This window comes from Helicobacter jaachi, assembly GCF_000763135.2.
GTDB lineage: Bacteria > Campylobacterota > Campylobacteria > Campylobacterales > Helicobacteraceae > Helicobacter_C > Helicobacter_C jaachi.
The window spans coordinates 55443-70284 of the sequence record NZ_JRPR02000007.1 but is presented as its reverse complement, the minus strand read 5'-3'; the positions used below and the strand labels follow the sequence as shown (position 1 = coordinate 70284).

The following is a 14842-nucleotide window of genomic DNA, read 5'->3' as shown; positions in this document are numbered from 1 at the left end:
TGCACCTTTACGCATAGCAGATTTAGCCTGTGGTGGTGGGACATTAAGCTTTCATTTAGCACATCTTTTTCCAAATGCACATTTTTATCTGCTTGATTATAACAGCGATGGATTAAAGCTAGCACAAGAGATTAATGCACCATTTTTAGAGCGTATGGAGTTTATAGAGGGCGATTTGCGCGCGCTGCCTTTTAGTGATGAGAGCTTTGATTTGGTGTTTTGCTGGCAGAGTTTGGGCTGGGTGGCAAGGGAGGATATAGGGCAGATTTTTGATGAGATTATTAGAATCTTAAAGCCTAGCGCGGATTTTTATGCTTCAAGCTTGTTTAACACGGAATTTGATGTAGATTTATACACGCAAATTTGCGACCGCACGCGCCCTTCAAGCATAAATCCTAGCAACCCCAAAGCCCCGCTTATAAATGGCAACTACAACACCTACTGCAAGCAAACCATAGCCGATATGTGCGCGCATAAGGTAAGCAACATGGAGATTGTGCCATTTCACCCACAGATTGATTTTCCGCGCGATTATACGCAGCGGGGGATTGGCACTTTTAGCCTGCGCGTGCTAGAAAATCTAGATTCTATAGAATCTAAGCATGCCCTAGCATCTAGCCCCGCTACCAAATCTGCAAATAGCGCGCAAGTAAATTCTAAGGATATTTCCCCTACTATACCACTTCAAAGCGTCGCTTCGCAAGATACTACCTTAAGAGAGGATTCTACAATGAGTGTTTCACAATTAACGGGGGGGGGGGGCAGAGATAAATGCCCACTTCACGCGCTTGCAAATCTCTGCTGGCATGTTATTAAACTGGGGGATTTTAATCCTAACCAAATAGCCCCGAATAACCCACAAAGTAGCCTTACACAAGATCCACGGAATGTTTTTTCTCAATATTTATTGGCACAGTATTTATGCGCCAAAGATTTAGCCACACCAAATTATCATTCGCTAAATGTCCTTGCGCTAAGCTATGTTGCACTAAACGAGCGGCATATATTCTTACGAAATTTTTGTAGCAAAATATTGTCTTATGCGATGTTTTTTAACACCACGGTTGCAAGGGGGAGCGTATGAATCCCCTTTGCACGCCACTGCAAGAGATTATCTTAAAGCAGCTCCATAGCCACTTTTTACCACCAAAGCAGATACTAGAATCTAGCGATGTAGAAAATGCCCTGCAGGACTTTGAACACTGCCTTAGCCATATTCGCGGCAAATACTTTGACATGCCTCTAAGCCTCAATGACTTCTACCATAGCGATAAATACGCGGTATTTTTGTATTACCTCTCGCGCAGCGCATTCTTCAAAGGCAAGGTCGAGCTTGCCACACAGGTGTATTATCTTAATAAAATCTTGCACGGACTTGATTTATTCTACGAAGTGCAAATGCCTAAAGTCTTTATGCTCACCCATCCGCTAGGCACTGTGCTAGGGCGGGCGCGCTATGGGGAGTATTTCTGCGCGTATCAAAACTGCACCATTGGCTCAACTATGAATGAAAAGGGTGAGGGCGTGTATCCCACCTTAGGCAGGGGTGTAGTGCTCTTTGCAGGGGCAAAGGTTATTGGAGATTGCGCAATTGGCGATAATGTCATCTTTGGCGCGAATACGTTTTTACTAAACACCAATGTGCCAAGCAATAGCATCGTGCTTGGCATATACCCTACGCACAGAATCTTAGCAAGCAAGCATGATGTGATAGCAGAATTTTTTCATCCCAGCTACAAGGAGGTGGAGACAAATATGTAAGAGGATTATTTGCACGCAAGAGTGGGAAGTTCTAGTTGTACTAAAACATCATCTGTTTTAGGGTAGCAGATATCTTTGCTTTGGATGAGAGTTTTCAAAAACGAGGCGAAGGGAGTTTTGTGATGCAAAGACCCATGCTAAGTTTGCAGGATCTAGGATTTATCGCGCAAAGAGCAATCTAAAAACCAATACAACGGAAGAGGATTTTAGTATCGTGCGTACAATTTGCAGGCTGTGAGAAAAATTTGAAGAATTAGAGGGTAATGAAGAGTTTTTTGAAACTCCTGCAAAGATTGTGTACAAGAGCAATCCTAAGGATAGGATTCTAGGATTTTTGAGAAATTTTTGGGGTTGGGCGGGCTTTGTCGCGCAGACTTGACTAGATCATCTATACAAAGCCAAACTTCCTAAAAATTACCAAAAAGAGCAATCCTTAAAAAATTTTAAAAAAGGAGTTTTCACATGACTACCATCACCGGCTGTAAAATCTGCGGTTTCCCCATGGAATACCGCCCAAATCTTTTTGTAGAAAATGGCATCTGTGGCGCATGTATCAATGCAGAGGCAAAAAAGCACATTGACTTTAGTGCGCGCCAACAATGGCTTACCAAGCATTTAAAAGAACGATTAGGGAAAAATTCAATGGGGGGGGGGCATAATAAAGAGAGTAAAGAATCTAGCACGCTAGATTCTGCTACGCAAGAAAATGCACGGTATGAATGCGTTATTGGTGTGAGTGGCGGCAAGGATTCGCATATGATTGTAAAACGCCTTATAGAACATCATGGCGTTACAAATCCCTTGCTTGTAACGACTTATGATGAATGCACGCGCACACAAGCAGGCGCGCACAATCTTAACAATATCGCTACACATTTTGACATCGACCATATCACCTACCGCTACAAGCCCAAAACCTTCAAAACACAGATGAAAGAATGCTTTGAAAAATACCTTAACCCCTACATGCTAGCAGAACTTAGGCTTGGGAGCTTTGAGTCTGAAGTAGTGCGTATAGCGCGGGCATTTGGCGTAAGAGATGTGTTTTATGGTGAAGATGCGGCGTTTGAGTATGGCAGCACGAAAGAGTGCAATATTTTTCACAAAGATAGCAATGAGCAAATAAAGTTTATTTTCATGGGTGCGATTTACCCTTATGGCTATTTAGATTCTCTGCATGAGGCTAAAAGCGTGGGATTTAAGGATTTAGAGGACTTTCATGAGTGGTATAGGCAAGGCGCGGTGGAGCATTTCGCGCAAATTGATAGCATAGGCTATATGGTGCAGTATTGGTGTAAGTTTGTGAAATTTGGCGCGCAGCGCACCACAGATATGGCTACAAGACTTTGTCGAGAGGGTGCTATCACACGCGAGCAAGCACTGGTGTATATCAACGAATATGACCATATCCTCGACCCGCTTGCAAAATATGACATATGCCAGACTATGGGCATAAGTGAGACATATTTTGATGAAATTGTCGATAAGCATGCAAATAGGGATATTGTAATAAAAGATGCTATAGGTATTTGGCGGCGCAAAAAGCGTGTGATATAAGCAAATATAGAATCTAACAAGCATAAACCCTTACTTTATCGAGCAATACAAGCTTTTTTGGAAGTCCAATTTGCAAAGAGTGAAATAGAGCAATTAAGCTATCCATTATGAAATATAGGCTACAATCGCGGTTTTGCTTGTTTAAGGCATTTTACGCATAGAATAACTTAAGGCTTACTTTTAGATGAAAAAACTAAAAAGAAATCTCATTCATATGGCGCGTTTGCTTTGGTATATGCAGGATTTCATACGCCACAGCACGCTTTTCCCCTCTCTTACTAAAATTATCCCGCAAAAATCTCGCGTTTTTATCTTGGGCAATGGTCCTAGTCTCAATGGCGATATAGCCGCATATAAAGCAAATCTCGCCAATGAAGAGCTTATGATGGTAAATCAAGCCATCACGCACAAACTAGCCTTTGAGTTAAAGCCTAAATATTATGTGCTTATGGACCCGGCGTATTGGGGATTTTATACACAGAGCGAAGATGTGCAGGGCTTGCTTAAAGCATCTATACATAATCTTAGTAAAAGCCTAAATCGCGTAAATTGGGATATGTATATTCTAGCGCCTAACCATTTTTATCATAATCGTACACAAAAGGGCATACATCTAACAAATCCACGCTTGCATATCGCGCTTTTTAATGCTTCTGAACTCTATACTTTCCCTTTATTGCAAAAATGGCTCTACACGCGTAATCTTGCCATTCCTAGCGGGATAAATGTTTTACTTGCTGCGCTTTGCTGCGCGGTAACGCTCAAATACAAAGAAATTTATCTGCTCGGAGCTGATAGCAGCTGGCATAGTGAGCTATTTGTTGATAGCGATAATAAAGTATATTGCCTTGATACGCACTATTATCATAAAAATGCAGAGAAAATTTATACGCCCTATCCTTTATCATTTCACCTGCAATGCTGCGCAGAGGCGTTTAAAGCATATAGCGTCCTTGGCAAGGTATTCCCGCATATTGTTAATTGCACCTCTATTTCCATGATAGATGGACTAAATAGAGGCAATTTAGCTCATATCTTCACTAGGGGGGGGGCAAGAGCAAGATTCTGTATAAATCTTTTAAGATTTATATATCTCTCTCAATTTCTTAGCACCTTTATTTATTTTCATTCCCTTTCATTCTCCTACTATCTACGCGCCCAAAAGAGCCATATATGAAGCCTTGCGCGCCTATTGTGCTTTTTACCTACAATCGCCCTAAACACACACAGCAAACCCTTCAAGCCCTAAGCCTTAATACACTAGCAAAACACAGCGACCTTGTTATTTATCAAGATGCGCCCAAACCGCAAGCCACACAGCAGCAGCTAGATTCTATCAAGGAAGTGCGCGCGTATTTGCAATCATTTCAAATCCAAAATACGCACCATAAATATTTCAAAAGCCTAACCCTCATAGAACGCCCGCATAATTTTGGTCTAGCAGATTCTATAACCGATGGTGTAAGTGCGCTTATGGAGCAATATGGCAGGGCAATTATTTTGGAAGATGATATTGTAACTTCACGCGTATTTTTAGCATATATGAATGAAAGTCTTGAGCGATACAAAGATACACCAAAGGTGTGGAGTATATCTGCTTGGAGTTATCCTATTAATCCGCAGGGCTTGGGTGATTGCTACTTCTCACGCATAGCAAGCTGCTGGGGTTGGGCAAGCTGGGCAGACAGATGGCAGTATTTTCACCGCGACACACAATGGATACTTGATAATTTCACACAAGCTGATATTAATTATATTAACCTTGATGGCACAGCGGGCTATTTCCAACAACTGCTTGCTAACCATAAAGGCAAACTTAAAACTTGGGCGATTTTTAACTACTTGCTTGCCTACAAACATAAAGCCCTAACCCTCCACCCGACAATTTCATATATCCAGCAAATTGGCTTTGATGGGAGCGGCGAGCATTGCGGACCTGGAGGAGAGATATATAATGCGGCAAATATTAATACCAAATTTCCTATCACTTATCCAAGCCAAATTACAGAATCTGCGCTTGCATTTGAGCGCATTAAGGCATTTGAGCTAAGTCTCAAAAAGCCCCTGCCTACGCGCGCACTGAATAAGATTCTAAAAATTTCGCGACACTTAAAAGATAAGCTTTCTAATACCAACAGGGGGGGGTAGCACATAACTTTGTGCATTATGCTGCCCTATATGTGGCATAATGTATCAAGCTATCCGCACTCCATACACTTGCTGCAATGCCGTGTTGCTGCTATTTTTTAATCGCTTTGATACTACAAAGCGCGTATTTGCACAAATTGCCAAAGTTAAACCTCCTAGAATCTACCTCGCTGGAGATGGTAGCAGGCACACAGATGATAAAGCAAAAATAGAGCGTATTCGTGCCTTTTTGCTTGGACATATTTCATGGGATTGTGAAATACATACGCGCTTTTTAGAAACTAATCTAGGTTGCAAATTAGCCATAAGTTCAGCTATTTCGTGGTTTTTCTCACATGAAAAGCAAGGCATTATTTTAGAAGATGACTGCCTGCCAAATGTAAGCTTTTTTAGATTCTGTGATGAGCTCTTAGAACGATATAAACATAATGAACAAGTGATGATGATAAGCGGCTGGAGCGCGCTTGATTTTGCGCCACATACGCAGGTGGAGCATTTGTGTGCTAAGGCAAGTTTAAAGGAGGATTATTATTTTTCTAAATACAATCATATTTGGGGTTGGGCAAGCTGGGCTAGAGCGTGGAGCAGGTATCAACTTACATTTAAGGATTTTAAAAATGAATTCAAAATCCTTAATAATTTTTCTTCTAAAAGCGAAAAAACATTATGGTATAACACCTTTAAAGCCTACGCACAGGGCAAAATTGACACTTGGGATTATCCATGGACATATAGCATTTGGAAGCATAAAGGGCTATGTATTTATCCTAAACAAAATATGATTTTAAACATAGGGCTTAATCGTGCTGATGCTACGCATACAAATACAGAATCTAAATTCTCCTCCATGCCCGCTTATGAGCTTATCTTTCCGCTCAAGCACCCGCGTAAAGTGGAGCAAAATTATAGGCTAGATTCTATAGATTTTAAAGCCGTTTTTCAAAATAGACCATTATGGGCGAAACTATGGGCAAAAATACGCGCAAAACTTTGCATAATATTTCACACAAACGCACACGCTCTATAATCTCAAGCTGCTATTTTTAGGGCTTTGTAGATTCTATAAGGCAAGCTAGTGTGCATTATCGCACATTTACATTTTATTGATGTTGTGTTAAAATCGCGCGCAAAATTATATAAAGTGAGATTTATGGCAGATTCTAGGCTTTTTTATGCAGTTACGCTCCTTTCTTGCATTGGCGTAGTGATGTCATATTCGCTAGCCACTTATATCACAAGCCTCTATAATTATCCTCCCTTGCATTTTTTCTTGCGCCAACTCATTGCTACAATTATTGGCATAACCCTTATGTGGCTGCTTTCACGCATTGATGTTGATGTGCATTTTAAGCGCATTGGCGTGGCAATCTTTCTTTTATCTATTATCCTTATGGTGGGTATGCACTTCCTCCCGCAAAGCTTTGTAAGCTCCGCAGGTGGGGCAAAGCGCTGGATTAGACTGCCACTTATTTCACTCGCGCCATCTGAATTATTTAAAATTGGCTTTGTATATTTCCTTGCGTGGAGCTTTTCGCGCAAATTTGTGAGCGATGCGCGCCTTTCTATTAAAGATGAAATAAAAATCTTTATCCCTTATCTTATGTTGTTTATTGTCGCTGTGGTGCTGATTGCCGTGCTGCAAAATGACTTAGGGCAAGTGGTGCTGCTCGCCCTAACACTTGGGGTTATGCTGCTTTTTGCTGGTGGGAGCTTACGCTTGCTTGGTATTATTTTTCTAAGCACGCTTAGTGCCGCGCTTATAGCCATTGTTACAAGCCCGCATAGAATCTTACGCGTAAAATCATGGTGGGCGAGCGCGCAAGATTCTGTATTGGCCCTTTTGCCCTATGGCTGGGCGGAAAATCTACGCATAAGCGGCTTGCCTGAACCTTACCAAATCTACCACGCCGCAAATGCTATGTCAAGCGGAGGATTTTTAGGTGCGGGACTTGGCGATGGCTTTATTAAACTTGGATTTTTAAGCGATGTGCATACAGATATTATCCTTGCTGGGATTGCAGAGGAGCTAGGATTTATTGGACTTTTTGCTATTATTTGCCTGTATGGATATATTTTATTGCGTATTTTTCGCATAGCTAATCGCGTGCAGAATAAAATGTATTATCTTTTTTGTGTGGGCGTTGCGCTGCTTATTGGCTTTTCACTCATCATTAATGCTTTTGGAATTTCTGGTATTACGCCTGTTAAGGGCATAGCTGTGCCATTTTTAAGCTATGGAGGCAGCTCGCTGATTGCTAATTGCCTAGCCATTGGCTTAGTGCTAGGCATTTCTAAGCAGATTCAATCTTAAACTAAAGGAGCAAATATGCGTTTCAACACCCTTTTATGGCTAGCTTTTAGCCTCTCGCTCATCATTCTTGGCGTGATATGTATTATGTATCCCCTTGATACGATGCAAATGCTAGCCTATTTTATCGGCTTTATTATGGTATTTAGCGGCGTGGGTAGCATTATTTATTTTGTGCAAATGCGCTATGTGATGATACTGCTTGATGGATTATTATCTTGTGTATTTGGCTTTATTTTGCTTTTTGGCGGAGAAGAAATCGCGCAAAATTTTGTCCCACTTTTTGTCGCACTATGGCTTATTTTAAAGGGTATTTTGTGGCTTATTCACTCATGGCGACTTTATAGAATCTTTCAAGCCATAAATAGCAGCATAGGCATTGCTTGCATGGGTGTGGTGTATCTGCTACTTGGTGTAATCTTTGTGATTTTCCCTCAAGCCCTAGCCACGCTCCTTAGCATTATCATTGGCATTACGCTTATACTAAGCGGCGTTGTGGGCTTATATTTTTGGATTACGCTAAAAAGAATGCAATACTAATGGCAGATTCTATAGAATCTTATGAAATCCTACTTGTAGGCACAAGAGAGACATACGAGCATGATTATAGCCTTAAATGCCTTGTGAGTAATGCTATTACCCTACTCCCTATCACGCACACTTTGGAGGGCATTAGCGCGTTTATTTTTACTTCGCGCTATGGCATTGCTTCACTTATAAAATCTGCCTCTCCCACCTCGCCTTTTTATAATCCGCATTTAGCACATTGGCGCGATATTCCTAGCTTCGTAATTAGCCCAGCAAGCGCAAAAGAGCTGCAAAAGCATAAGGCAAATATCGCTTTTATAGGACAGAGTGCGCATGGAGGCGACTTTGCAAGAGAGATTATCCCTCTACTTAAAGACCACACGCCCCTTTACTTGCGCGCAAAAGAGATTATCTCCAAACTAGATTCTATCCTTAAGAGCGCACAAATCCCCTTACAAGAAGTCATAGCCTACACCAACACTCCACAGAATCTACCACAGAATCTAAAGCCAAAACCCAAAAGCATACTTATTTTTACCGCACCTAGCGCGTATAAAAGCTTTATATCAAACTTTGCTTGGGAGCAAGAATACATCGCTCTAGCCATAGGCAAAAGCACTTTTGCACACTTCTCTCCACATATAAACGCCCACATCGCGCCAAAGCCAAATATAGAATCTGCCCTTACCCTAGCGCGCGCACTCGCACAGAATCTAGCGCCAAAGCATTGAGCCAACCCGCACAAAACGCATAAAAGTGCGCAAATTAAATGCGCACACATCAAACGCATACGCCAAAAGCAGCAAAATAATTTTACTTCTCATTTAGCTTTAACTGCTACAATCGCGCTTAATCTTACATTTTGGAGCAATACTATGCAGACATTTTCACGCAAAACCTTACTTTTAGGAGCGATTTTCGCACTTCTATGCCTAAATCTTGAGGCAAAAACCTACGCTACTATCGATGGCAAGCCTGCTGTCACGGATAAAGATTTTGAGATTATTAAACAAGCAAATCCTAATTTCAACTATGCCAAGCTCTCCGACCAAGAAAAAGATATGGTGATTAATGAACTTCTTATGCGCCAGCTCATCATTAAAGCCGCAAAGCAAGATAAGCTTGATACTTCTAAAGAATACACTCAAGCCTTGGAGGCTATCAAAGAGCAAATGCTTGTAGAAATGTGGCAAAAAAAGCAAGCCGATGGCATTCAAGTGCCTAGTATGAATGACGCTCAACTGCGCAAAATTTATCAAGAAAATGAGGGCATGTTTATCAACCAAGAGGGCAAAGCGCGCCATATTCTAGTAAAAACTGAAGAAGAGGCTAAGGATATTATTAAAGAATTAGATAAGGCAAGTAAGGGCAAAGTGGAGGCAAAATTTATCGAGCTAGCCAATGAAAAATCCATAGACCCAGCCTCAAAGCAGCAAAAAAATGGTGGGGATTTGGGCGTATTCCAACGCTCTGTTATGCACCCTGATTTTTCAAAGGCTGCTTTTGATTTAAAGCCCGGCACTTATACAAAAGAGCCTGTGCAAACGCCATTTGGCTATCATGTCATTTATTTAGAGCGCAAAAGTGAGCCTAAAGTTATCCCGTACAATGAAGCAAAAAAGGGTATCGAAGAGAGCATAAAAATGCAAAATTTGCAAAATGGTATGATGCAAAAACTCCAAGCCTTGCGCGAAAAAGCCAAAATCACAATCACAAAGTAAATCTTAGAATCTAAGGAGGAAGTATGCTTGTTCAAGGAAGTGAAATCTTACTTAAAGCCCACAAAGATGGCTATGGCGTAGGGGCATTTAACTTTGTCAATTTTGAAATGCTAAATGCTATTTTCCGCGCAGCACATGAGGCAAACTCACCCATCATCGTGCAGGCAAGCGAAGGTGCGATTAAATATATGGGCATTGATATGGCTGTAGGTATGGTTAAAATTATGTCAAATCGCTATCCGCATATCCCTGTAGCGCTGCATCTTGACCACGGCACAAGCTTTGAATCATGTAAAAAAGCCGTTGATGCGGGCTTTACCTCTGTGATGATTGATGCGTCTCATCACCCATTTAGTGAGAATCTAGCCATGACAAAAGAAGTAGTAGAAATGGCACACGCCAAAGGTGTGAGCGTAGAAGCAGAGCTTGGGCGACTTATGGGAATTGAGGATAATATCTCTGTTGATGAAAAAGATGCTGTGCTTATAAATCCTGATGAGGCTGAAGAGTTTGTAAAAACTACAAAAGTGGATTATCTAGCCCCTGCCATTGGCACAAGTCATGGGGCTTTTAAATTTAAGGGTGAGCCTAAATTGGACTTTGAGCGCCTAGAGGAGGTCAAAAGACGCACAAATATTCCGCTTGTGCTTCATGGTGCAAGCGCGATACCTGAATATGTGCGCGAGGCGTTCTTAGCCACTGGCGGCGATTTAAAAGGCAGCAAGGGTGTGCCTTTTGATTTTCTAAGAGAGGCTATTAGAGGTGGGATTAATAAAGTCAATATTGACACAGATTTGCGCATAGCATTCATCGCTGAAGTGCGCAAGGTCGCTAATGCTGATAATACACAATTTGATTTGCGCAAATTTTTTGTCCCCGCGCAAGATTTTGTAACAAGAGTAATTGTAGAGCGTATGGGCGTGCTAGGCAGTGCGGGGAAAATCTAGGAGTATTTTAGGTTTTTATAGAATCTGCTTTTATGTATTGCTGTCATAGCTTTGTGTAAGGCTTGCGCAGATTCTGTATTTTAGCCACAGCAAAGCCTTTTTTGCTATAATATCGCTTCATTTTACCTATTAATTTACACAAGGAGCGAAAATATGGCAATTGGAATGAGCGAGCTTAAAAAAGGGCTAAAAATAGAAATCGATGGTATCCCTTATAGAATCACAGAATATCAACATGTAAAGCCCGGCAAAGGCGCGGCGTTTGTGCGTGCTAAAATTAAATCTTTCCTTGATGGCAAGGTGATTGAGAAAACTTTCCACGCGGGCGATAAATGCGAAGAGCCAAACTTGCAAGAGCGAACTATGCAATTTCTCTACAATGATGGCAGTGCATTTCAGTTTATGGATACTGAAAATTATGAGCAAATCGCGCTTAGTGATGAACAGGTGGGCGATGTGGCAAAGTGGCTCATCGATGGACTAAATGTGCAGATTCTATTCCATAACGAAAAGGCAATTTCTGTTGATGTGCCCCTTGTAGTGGAGCTTACCATTACAGAGACTGCGCCAAATTTTAAAGGCGATACAAGCAGCGGAGGTAAAAAGCCTGCCACGCTTGAAACAGGTGCTGTGGTGCAAGTGCCTTTCCATATTTTAGAGGGTGAAAAAATTAAAGTCAATACCGAAACAGGCGAATACCTCGAAAAAGTCAAATAATCCTACTTTGCCACTCGTGCAATCACAAAAAGCGAGCCGCCAAATGGCGCACTAAAAGAGGACGCTAGATTCTGTAAAGTATTCTCAAAGCGACATAAATGCAAAAGCAATTTATTGAATAAAAAAGGCGGAGGCACATCTCGCAGGGGCGTATGCGCTTGCTTGTGCGCTTTGTGAGCGGGATTAAGCAGCGCTCGCAAATACAAAAGCGGCGTAATAGCAGTGAAAAAATATCGCGCAGATTCTATCTTAAAGCCACATTTTTGCAGAAGTGAAACCAAATGCTTTTTAGTATATCGCCGCTTGTGGTAAAGCAGCTCATCATGCGCATTCCATAGCCATTTGTGCGCAGGCACGCTTATGGCGATAAAACTCCTCTCATGTTTTTTAAGCATTTTTCTCATATTTTGCAACACCAATGTATCATTTTCAATATGCTCAATCACATCAAAAGCAAAAATGCAATCAAACTCATCTCTAAAAGGCACATCAAGCAAATCCATACAAAATAGTTGTGAAATGCCATAACTTTTGGCATACTCTAAGCCTTGCGGGTAGATTTCCCCTAGCGCAATATGCTTAAAGCCATTGCGCAAAAAATATCGTGTCACACTCCCCGTACCAGCGCCCACATCTAAGATTTTAGCATTTTTATAATCCTCTTGAAAATATGTAGATTCTGTATTTGCAGATTTTATATTTTGCGTGTGGGGCGATAGTTTATAGAATCTACGAAATGCCCTTAGCACTTCATTGTAGATAAACTCACATCGAGCAATATGCCAAAAATGTCTATTTTCAGCTGCATATAACATCTCTAGTCCCTCTTTTGGGAAATGCATATGCGGCGCGCTTATAAAATCATTTGCGATAAGATTGTGCGGTGCTTGAAAAGGATTATGAATATTTAACTGGGGGGGGGGCGAAATATACAATGCCATCTTTAGTGTATGAGGGTTTTATAACCATTACAATCCTTTGAAAGAAATGCGCCATTATAATTAAAAAAAGATTATTCCCCCTTTAATCGCAAGACGCGCGATATAAGGGCATGAGGCGTATTTTCTAGCCGCTCTTGCAGCACCTCATCAAGCAATATAGAAAGCATTTTGCCTATTTGCCTACCTGCTATGCCGCATTGAGCTAAATGCGTGCCATTTATGGCTAACTCTTTAAGACTTAGCGGCAAAGATGAATGAAGTGTATCTAGCACCAATGCCCTAAACGCCTCCACGCCCGCTCTATTAGCATTAAGCACGCAAATATCACGCATAATATTCTTAGCATTTATCTCCTCTAGCGCATTTGGCACACCTCGCCCACCTAGCGCCACAAGCATACGCCTAAGTGCGAGGGGGCTTAAGCTAAAGGACATATCATAATATGCAAGCAAAGTTAAAATATATCTTTTTGTTTTATTATCAAATTTTAATCGCCCTAAAACTTCTCTGCACTCCCCTATGTCTATATTATGCAAAAACGCTGCCCAAGCGAGTTTTGGGTGGCTGTGCGGTTGATAATTTTGCGCATTTTGCACAGGCGCTACAATGGCGATTTGCTCCTTAAATTCGCGCAAGATTCTATGCGCATACTGCCCACAGAGCATCTTAGTAAGCTCTACCCTTATGCGCTCACTTGCTATATATTTAAGATTAGGTGCTAGCGCACAAATGGCGTCTTTGGTATGGGCTTGTATGCTAAAACCAAGCTGTGAAGCAAAGCGCAAAGCACGCAAAATACGCAACGCGTCCTCATTAAAGCGCAAAAACGCATCTCCCACACACGCTATAATCCCTCGCTGCAAATCCTGCACGCCATTTACTTCATCAACTAGCCCAGATTCTATAGAATATGCTAGCGCATTTATGCTAAAATCACGCCGCTTTATATCCTCTAATAGCGAGCGTGAAAAGCTTATAGAATCTGGCGCGCGCAAATTGCTATAATCCCCATCTACGCGAAATGTCGTAACCTCATAACTTTGCTTATTTATAAGCACGCTCACCGTGCCATATTTTAGCCCTGTAGGGATAGTATGGGCAAAAAGCTCCATAACCTGTTTGGGCAGCGCAGAAGTAGTAATATCATAATCGTGAGGTATTTTATTCCAATGGTGCATTTCACACAAAATCATATCACGCACGCAGCCGCCCACGATATAAGCCTCATAGCCTGCCTTATGCAATGTCTTTAAAATATAAAGCACCTCCTTTGGCAAAATAGGCGCGAAATGAGTGGGAGAAAAATTAGCCAATGATAAATCAGTAGTCGCCAAAGGAGTAAGAGCCATAAGTTTGCAGGGCTAGAAATTTTTTAATCGCGGCGTAGCGGGTGGGCGAGGCGCATATAATGGAGGCGGGGCATAATAATAGCCTCTTGAATACGATGAGTTATTGCCAATAATTGAGCCAATAATACTCCCAAAAAATGCGCCCAGAAAGCCATTTCCACTAGAGGCACTGCCTGCACTGCTAGATTGCGCCTGTGAAATGCGCTGCTCTTCAGCAAGAGAGCGCTCTTTGGCTTGTTTTTCATATATTTCATTTCTTAATGCCTGCTCGCGTGAAATGCTGCCATTATCAAGCTTAAAGACAAAATCCACAAACCCACCATAGTCGCTTATAGACGAACTTATGACAAGCTTTTCTTGCTGCGGGCGGTTGATGTATTGCTTCACGCCCAAATGCAGGGCAAATCGCGGATTAAAATTAAGTGCTATGCCTAAATGGACATTGCTTTGCACACCGCGCGCGTGCATAGAATCTAGCCAATAATACGCATAGCCCACTTCACCACCGGCAAAAATCCCTATACTGCGCCTAGATGAGCCAATATCAAAAAGTATATCTCCACCCATACCAATGGAGGCAAAGCTCGCGTTTGTGGGATTATACACATCGCCAAAATTGCTATGTCCGCCCTCTATGGGAATATACAGGCGCAAGCCCAGCATATTGCCAAAATAATGCCGCGCCCCATATTTGATACCACCTGTGTAAAGTGGCGTTTTGAGCGTGCTAGATTCTATATCATAGTGCATTTGTGGAGTGTAGCTGCCACCTATGGCAAAAAATGCGCCATTTTTGGTATCTGCATCTTGTGCTGTGCATAAAAGCACCAAAGAGAGCATAAAAAAGTATATTTTTTTCACCTTA

The 14842-nt window shown here is 41.7% G+C and carries 15 protein-coding genes; 12 read left to right on the top strand and 3 right to left on the bottom strand.

The features are described from left to right. From LS71_RS07990 to efp, 12 genes are all read left to right on the top strand, one after another. Nucleotides 1-1084, top strand: a 1084-nt coding sequence (locus LS71_RS07990; protein ID WP_138109905.1) for a class I SAM-dependent methyltransferase, incomplete at its 5' end; no start/stop codon positions are given. Then, nucleotides 1081-1761, top strand: coding sequence for an LbetaH domain-containing protein (locus tag LS71_RS07985; RefSeq protein WP_081946298.1), 681 nt, complete (start codon nt 1081-1083; stop codon nt 1759-1761). The genes LS71_RS07990 and LS71_RS07985, both read left to right, overlap by 4 nt. A gap of 462 nt (nt 1762-2223) precedes the next feature. Beyond that, nucleotides 2224-3318: an adenine nucleotide alpha hydrolase family protein gene (locus LS71_RS07980; RefSeq protein ID WP_238700385.1), complete on the top strand. Its 1095-nt coding sequence runs from the start codon at nt 2224-2226 to the stop codon at nt 3316-3318. Nucleotides 3319-3502: 184 nt separating this feature from the next. Next, nucleotides 3503-4495 carry a 6-hydroxymethylpterin diphosphokinase MptE-like protein gene (locus tag LS71_RS07975; RefSeq protein WP_069723522.1) on the top strand — a complete coding sequence of 331 codons (993 nt, stop codon included), beginning with the start codon at nt 3503-3505 and terminating at the stop codon, nt 4493-4495. Next, nucleotides 4492-5466: a glycosyltransferase family protein gene (locus LS71_RS07970; protein ID WP_052058149.1), complete on the top strand. Its 975-nt coding sequence runs from the start codon at nt 4492-4494 to the stop codon at nt 5464-5466. Before LS71_RS07975 ends, LS71_RS07970 begins: the two co-directional genes overlap by 4 nt. 40 nt (nt 5467-5506) lie before the next feature. Next, on the top strand, nt 5507-6493 hold the full coding sequence (locus tag LS71_RS07965; protein WP_034356299.1) for a hypothetical protein: 987 nt from the start codon (nt 5507-5509) through the stop codon (nt 6491-6493). Nucleotides 6494-6616: 123 nt separating this feature from the next. Further along, complete coding sequence (locus LS71_RS07960) at nt 6617-7777, top strand: FtsW/RodA/SpoVE family cell cycle protein (protein ID WP_034356308.1); 1161 nt, start codon at nt 6617-6619, stop codon at nt 7775-7777. 15 nt (nt 7778-7792) lie between these two features. Beyond that, nucleotides 7793-8314: an HdeD family acid-resistance protein gene (locus LS71_RS07955; RefSeq protein WP_034356296.1), complete on the top strand. Its 522-nt coding sequence runs from the start codon at nt 7793-7795 to the stop codon at nt 8312-8314. Then, on the top strand, nt 8314-9033 hold the full coding sequence (locus LS71_RS07950) for a uroporphyrinogen-III synthase (RefSeq protein ID WP_052058147.1): 720 nt from the start codon (nt 8314-8316) through the stop codon (nt 9031-9033). Before LS71_RS07955 ends, LS71_RS07950 begins: the two co-directional genes overlap by 1 nt. 144 nt (nt 9034-9177) lie before the next feature. Beyond that, nucleotides 9178-10023: a peptidylprolyl isomerase gene (locus LS71_RS07945; protein ID WP_034356293.1), complete on the top strand. Its 846-nt coding sequence runs from the start codon at nt 9178-9180 to the stop codon at nt 10021-10023. Nucleotides 10024-10046: 23 nt separating this feature from the next. Continuing rightward, complete coding sequence (locus LS71_RS07940) at nt 10047-10970, top strand: class II fructose-bisphosphate aldolase (protein WP_034356290.1); 924 nt, start codon at nt 10047-10049, stop codon at nt 10968-10970. 153 nt (nt 10971-11123) lie between these two features. Then, the gene (gene efp / locus LS71_RS07935) at nt 11124-11687 is read left to right on the top strand and encodes an elongation factor P (protein ID WP_034356280.1); all 564 of its coding nucleotides are present in this window, start codon (nt 11124-11126) and stop codon (nt 11685-11687) included. Between the two features lie 2 nt (nt 11688-11689). Here the strand turns inward: efp and LS71_RS07930 are convergent, their stop codons facing one another. The 3 genes from LS71_RS07930 to LS71_RS07920 form a co-directional block, all read right to left on the bottom strand. Next, nucleotides 11690-12502 carry a class I SAM-dependent methyltransferase gene (locus tag LS71_RS07930; protein WP_238700384.1) on the bottom strand — a complete coding sequence of 271 codons (813 nt, stop codon included), beginning with the start codon at nt 12500-12502 and terminating at the stop codon, nt 11690-11692. 197 nt (nt 12503-12699) lie between these two features. Next, a complete protein-coding gene (locus LS71_RS07925) occupies nt 12700-13977 on the bottom strand; it encodes a CCA tRNA nucleotidyltransferase (protein ID WP_069723521.1) in 1278 nt (425 codons plus the stop codon). A gap of 12 nt (nt 13978-13989) precedes the next feature. Then, entirely contained in the window at nt 13990-14838 is an 849-nt protein-coding gene (locus LS71_RS07920) for an outer membrane beta-barrel protein (protein ID WP_034356274.1), read from the bottom strand. Nucleotides 14839-14842: the final 4 nt, after the last annotated feature.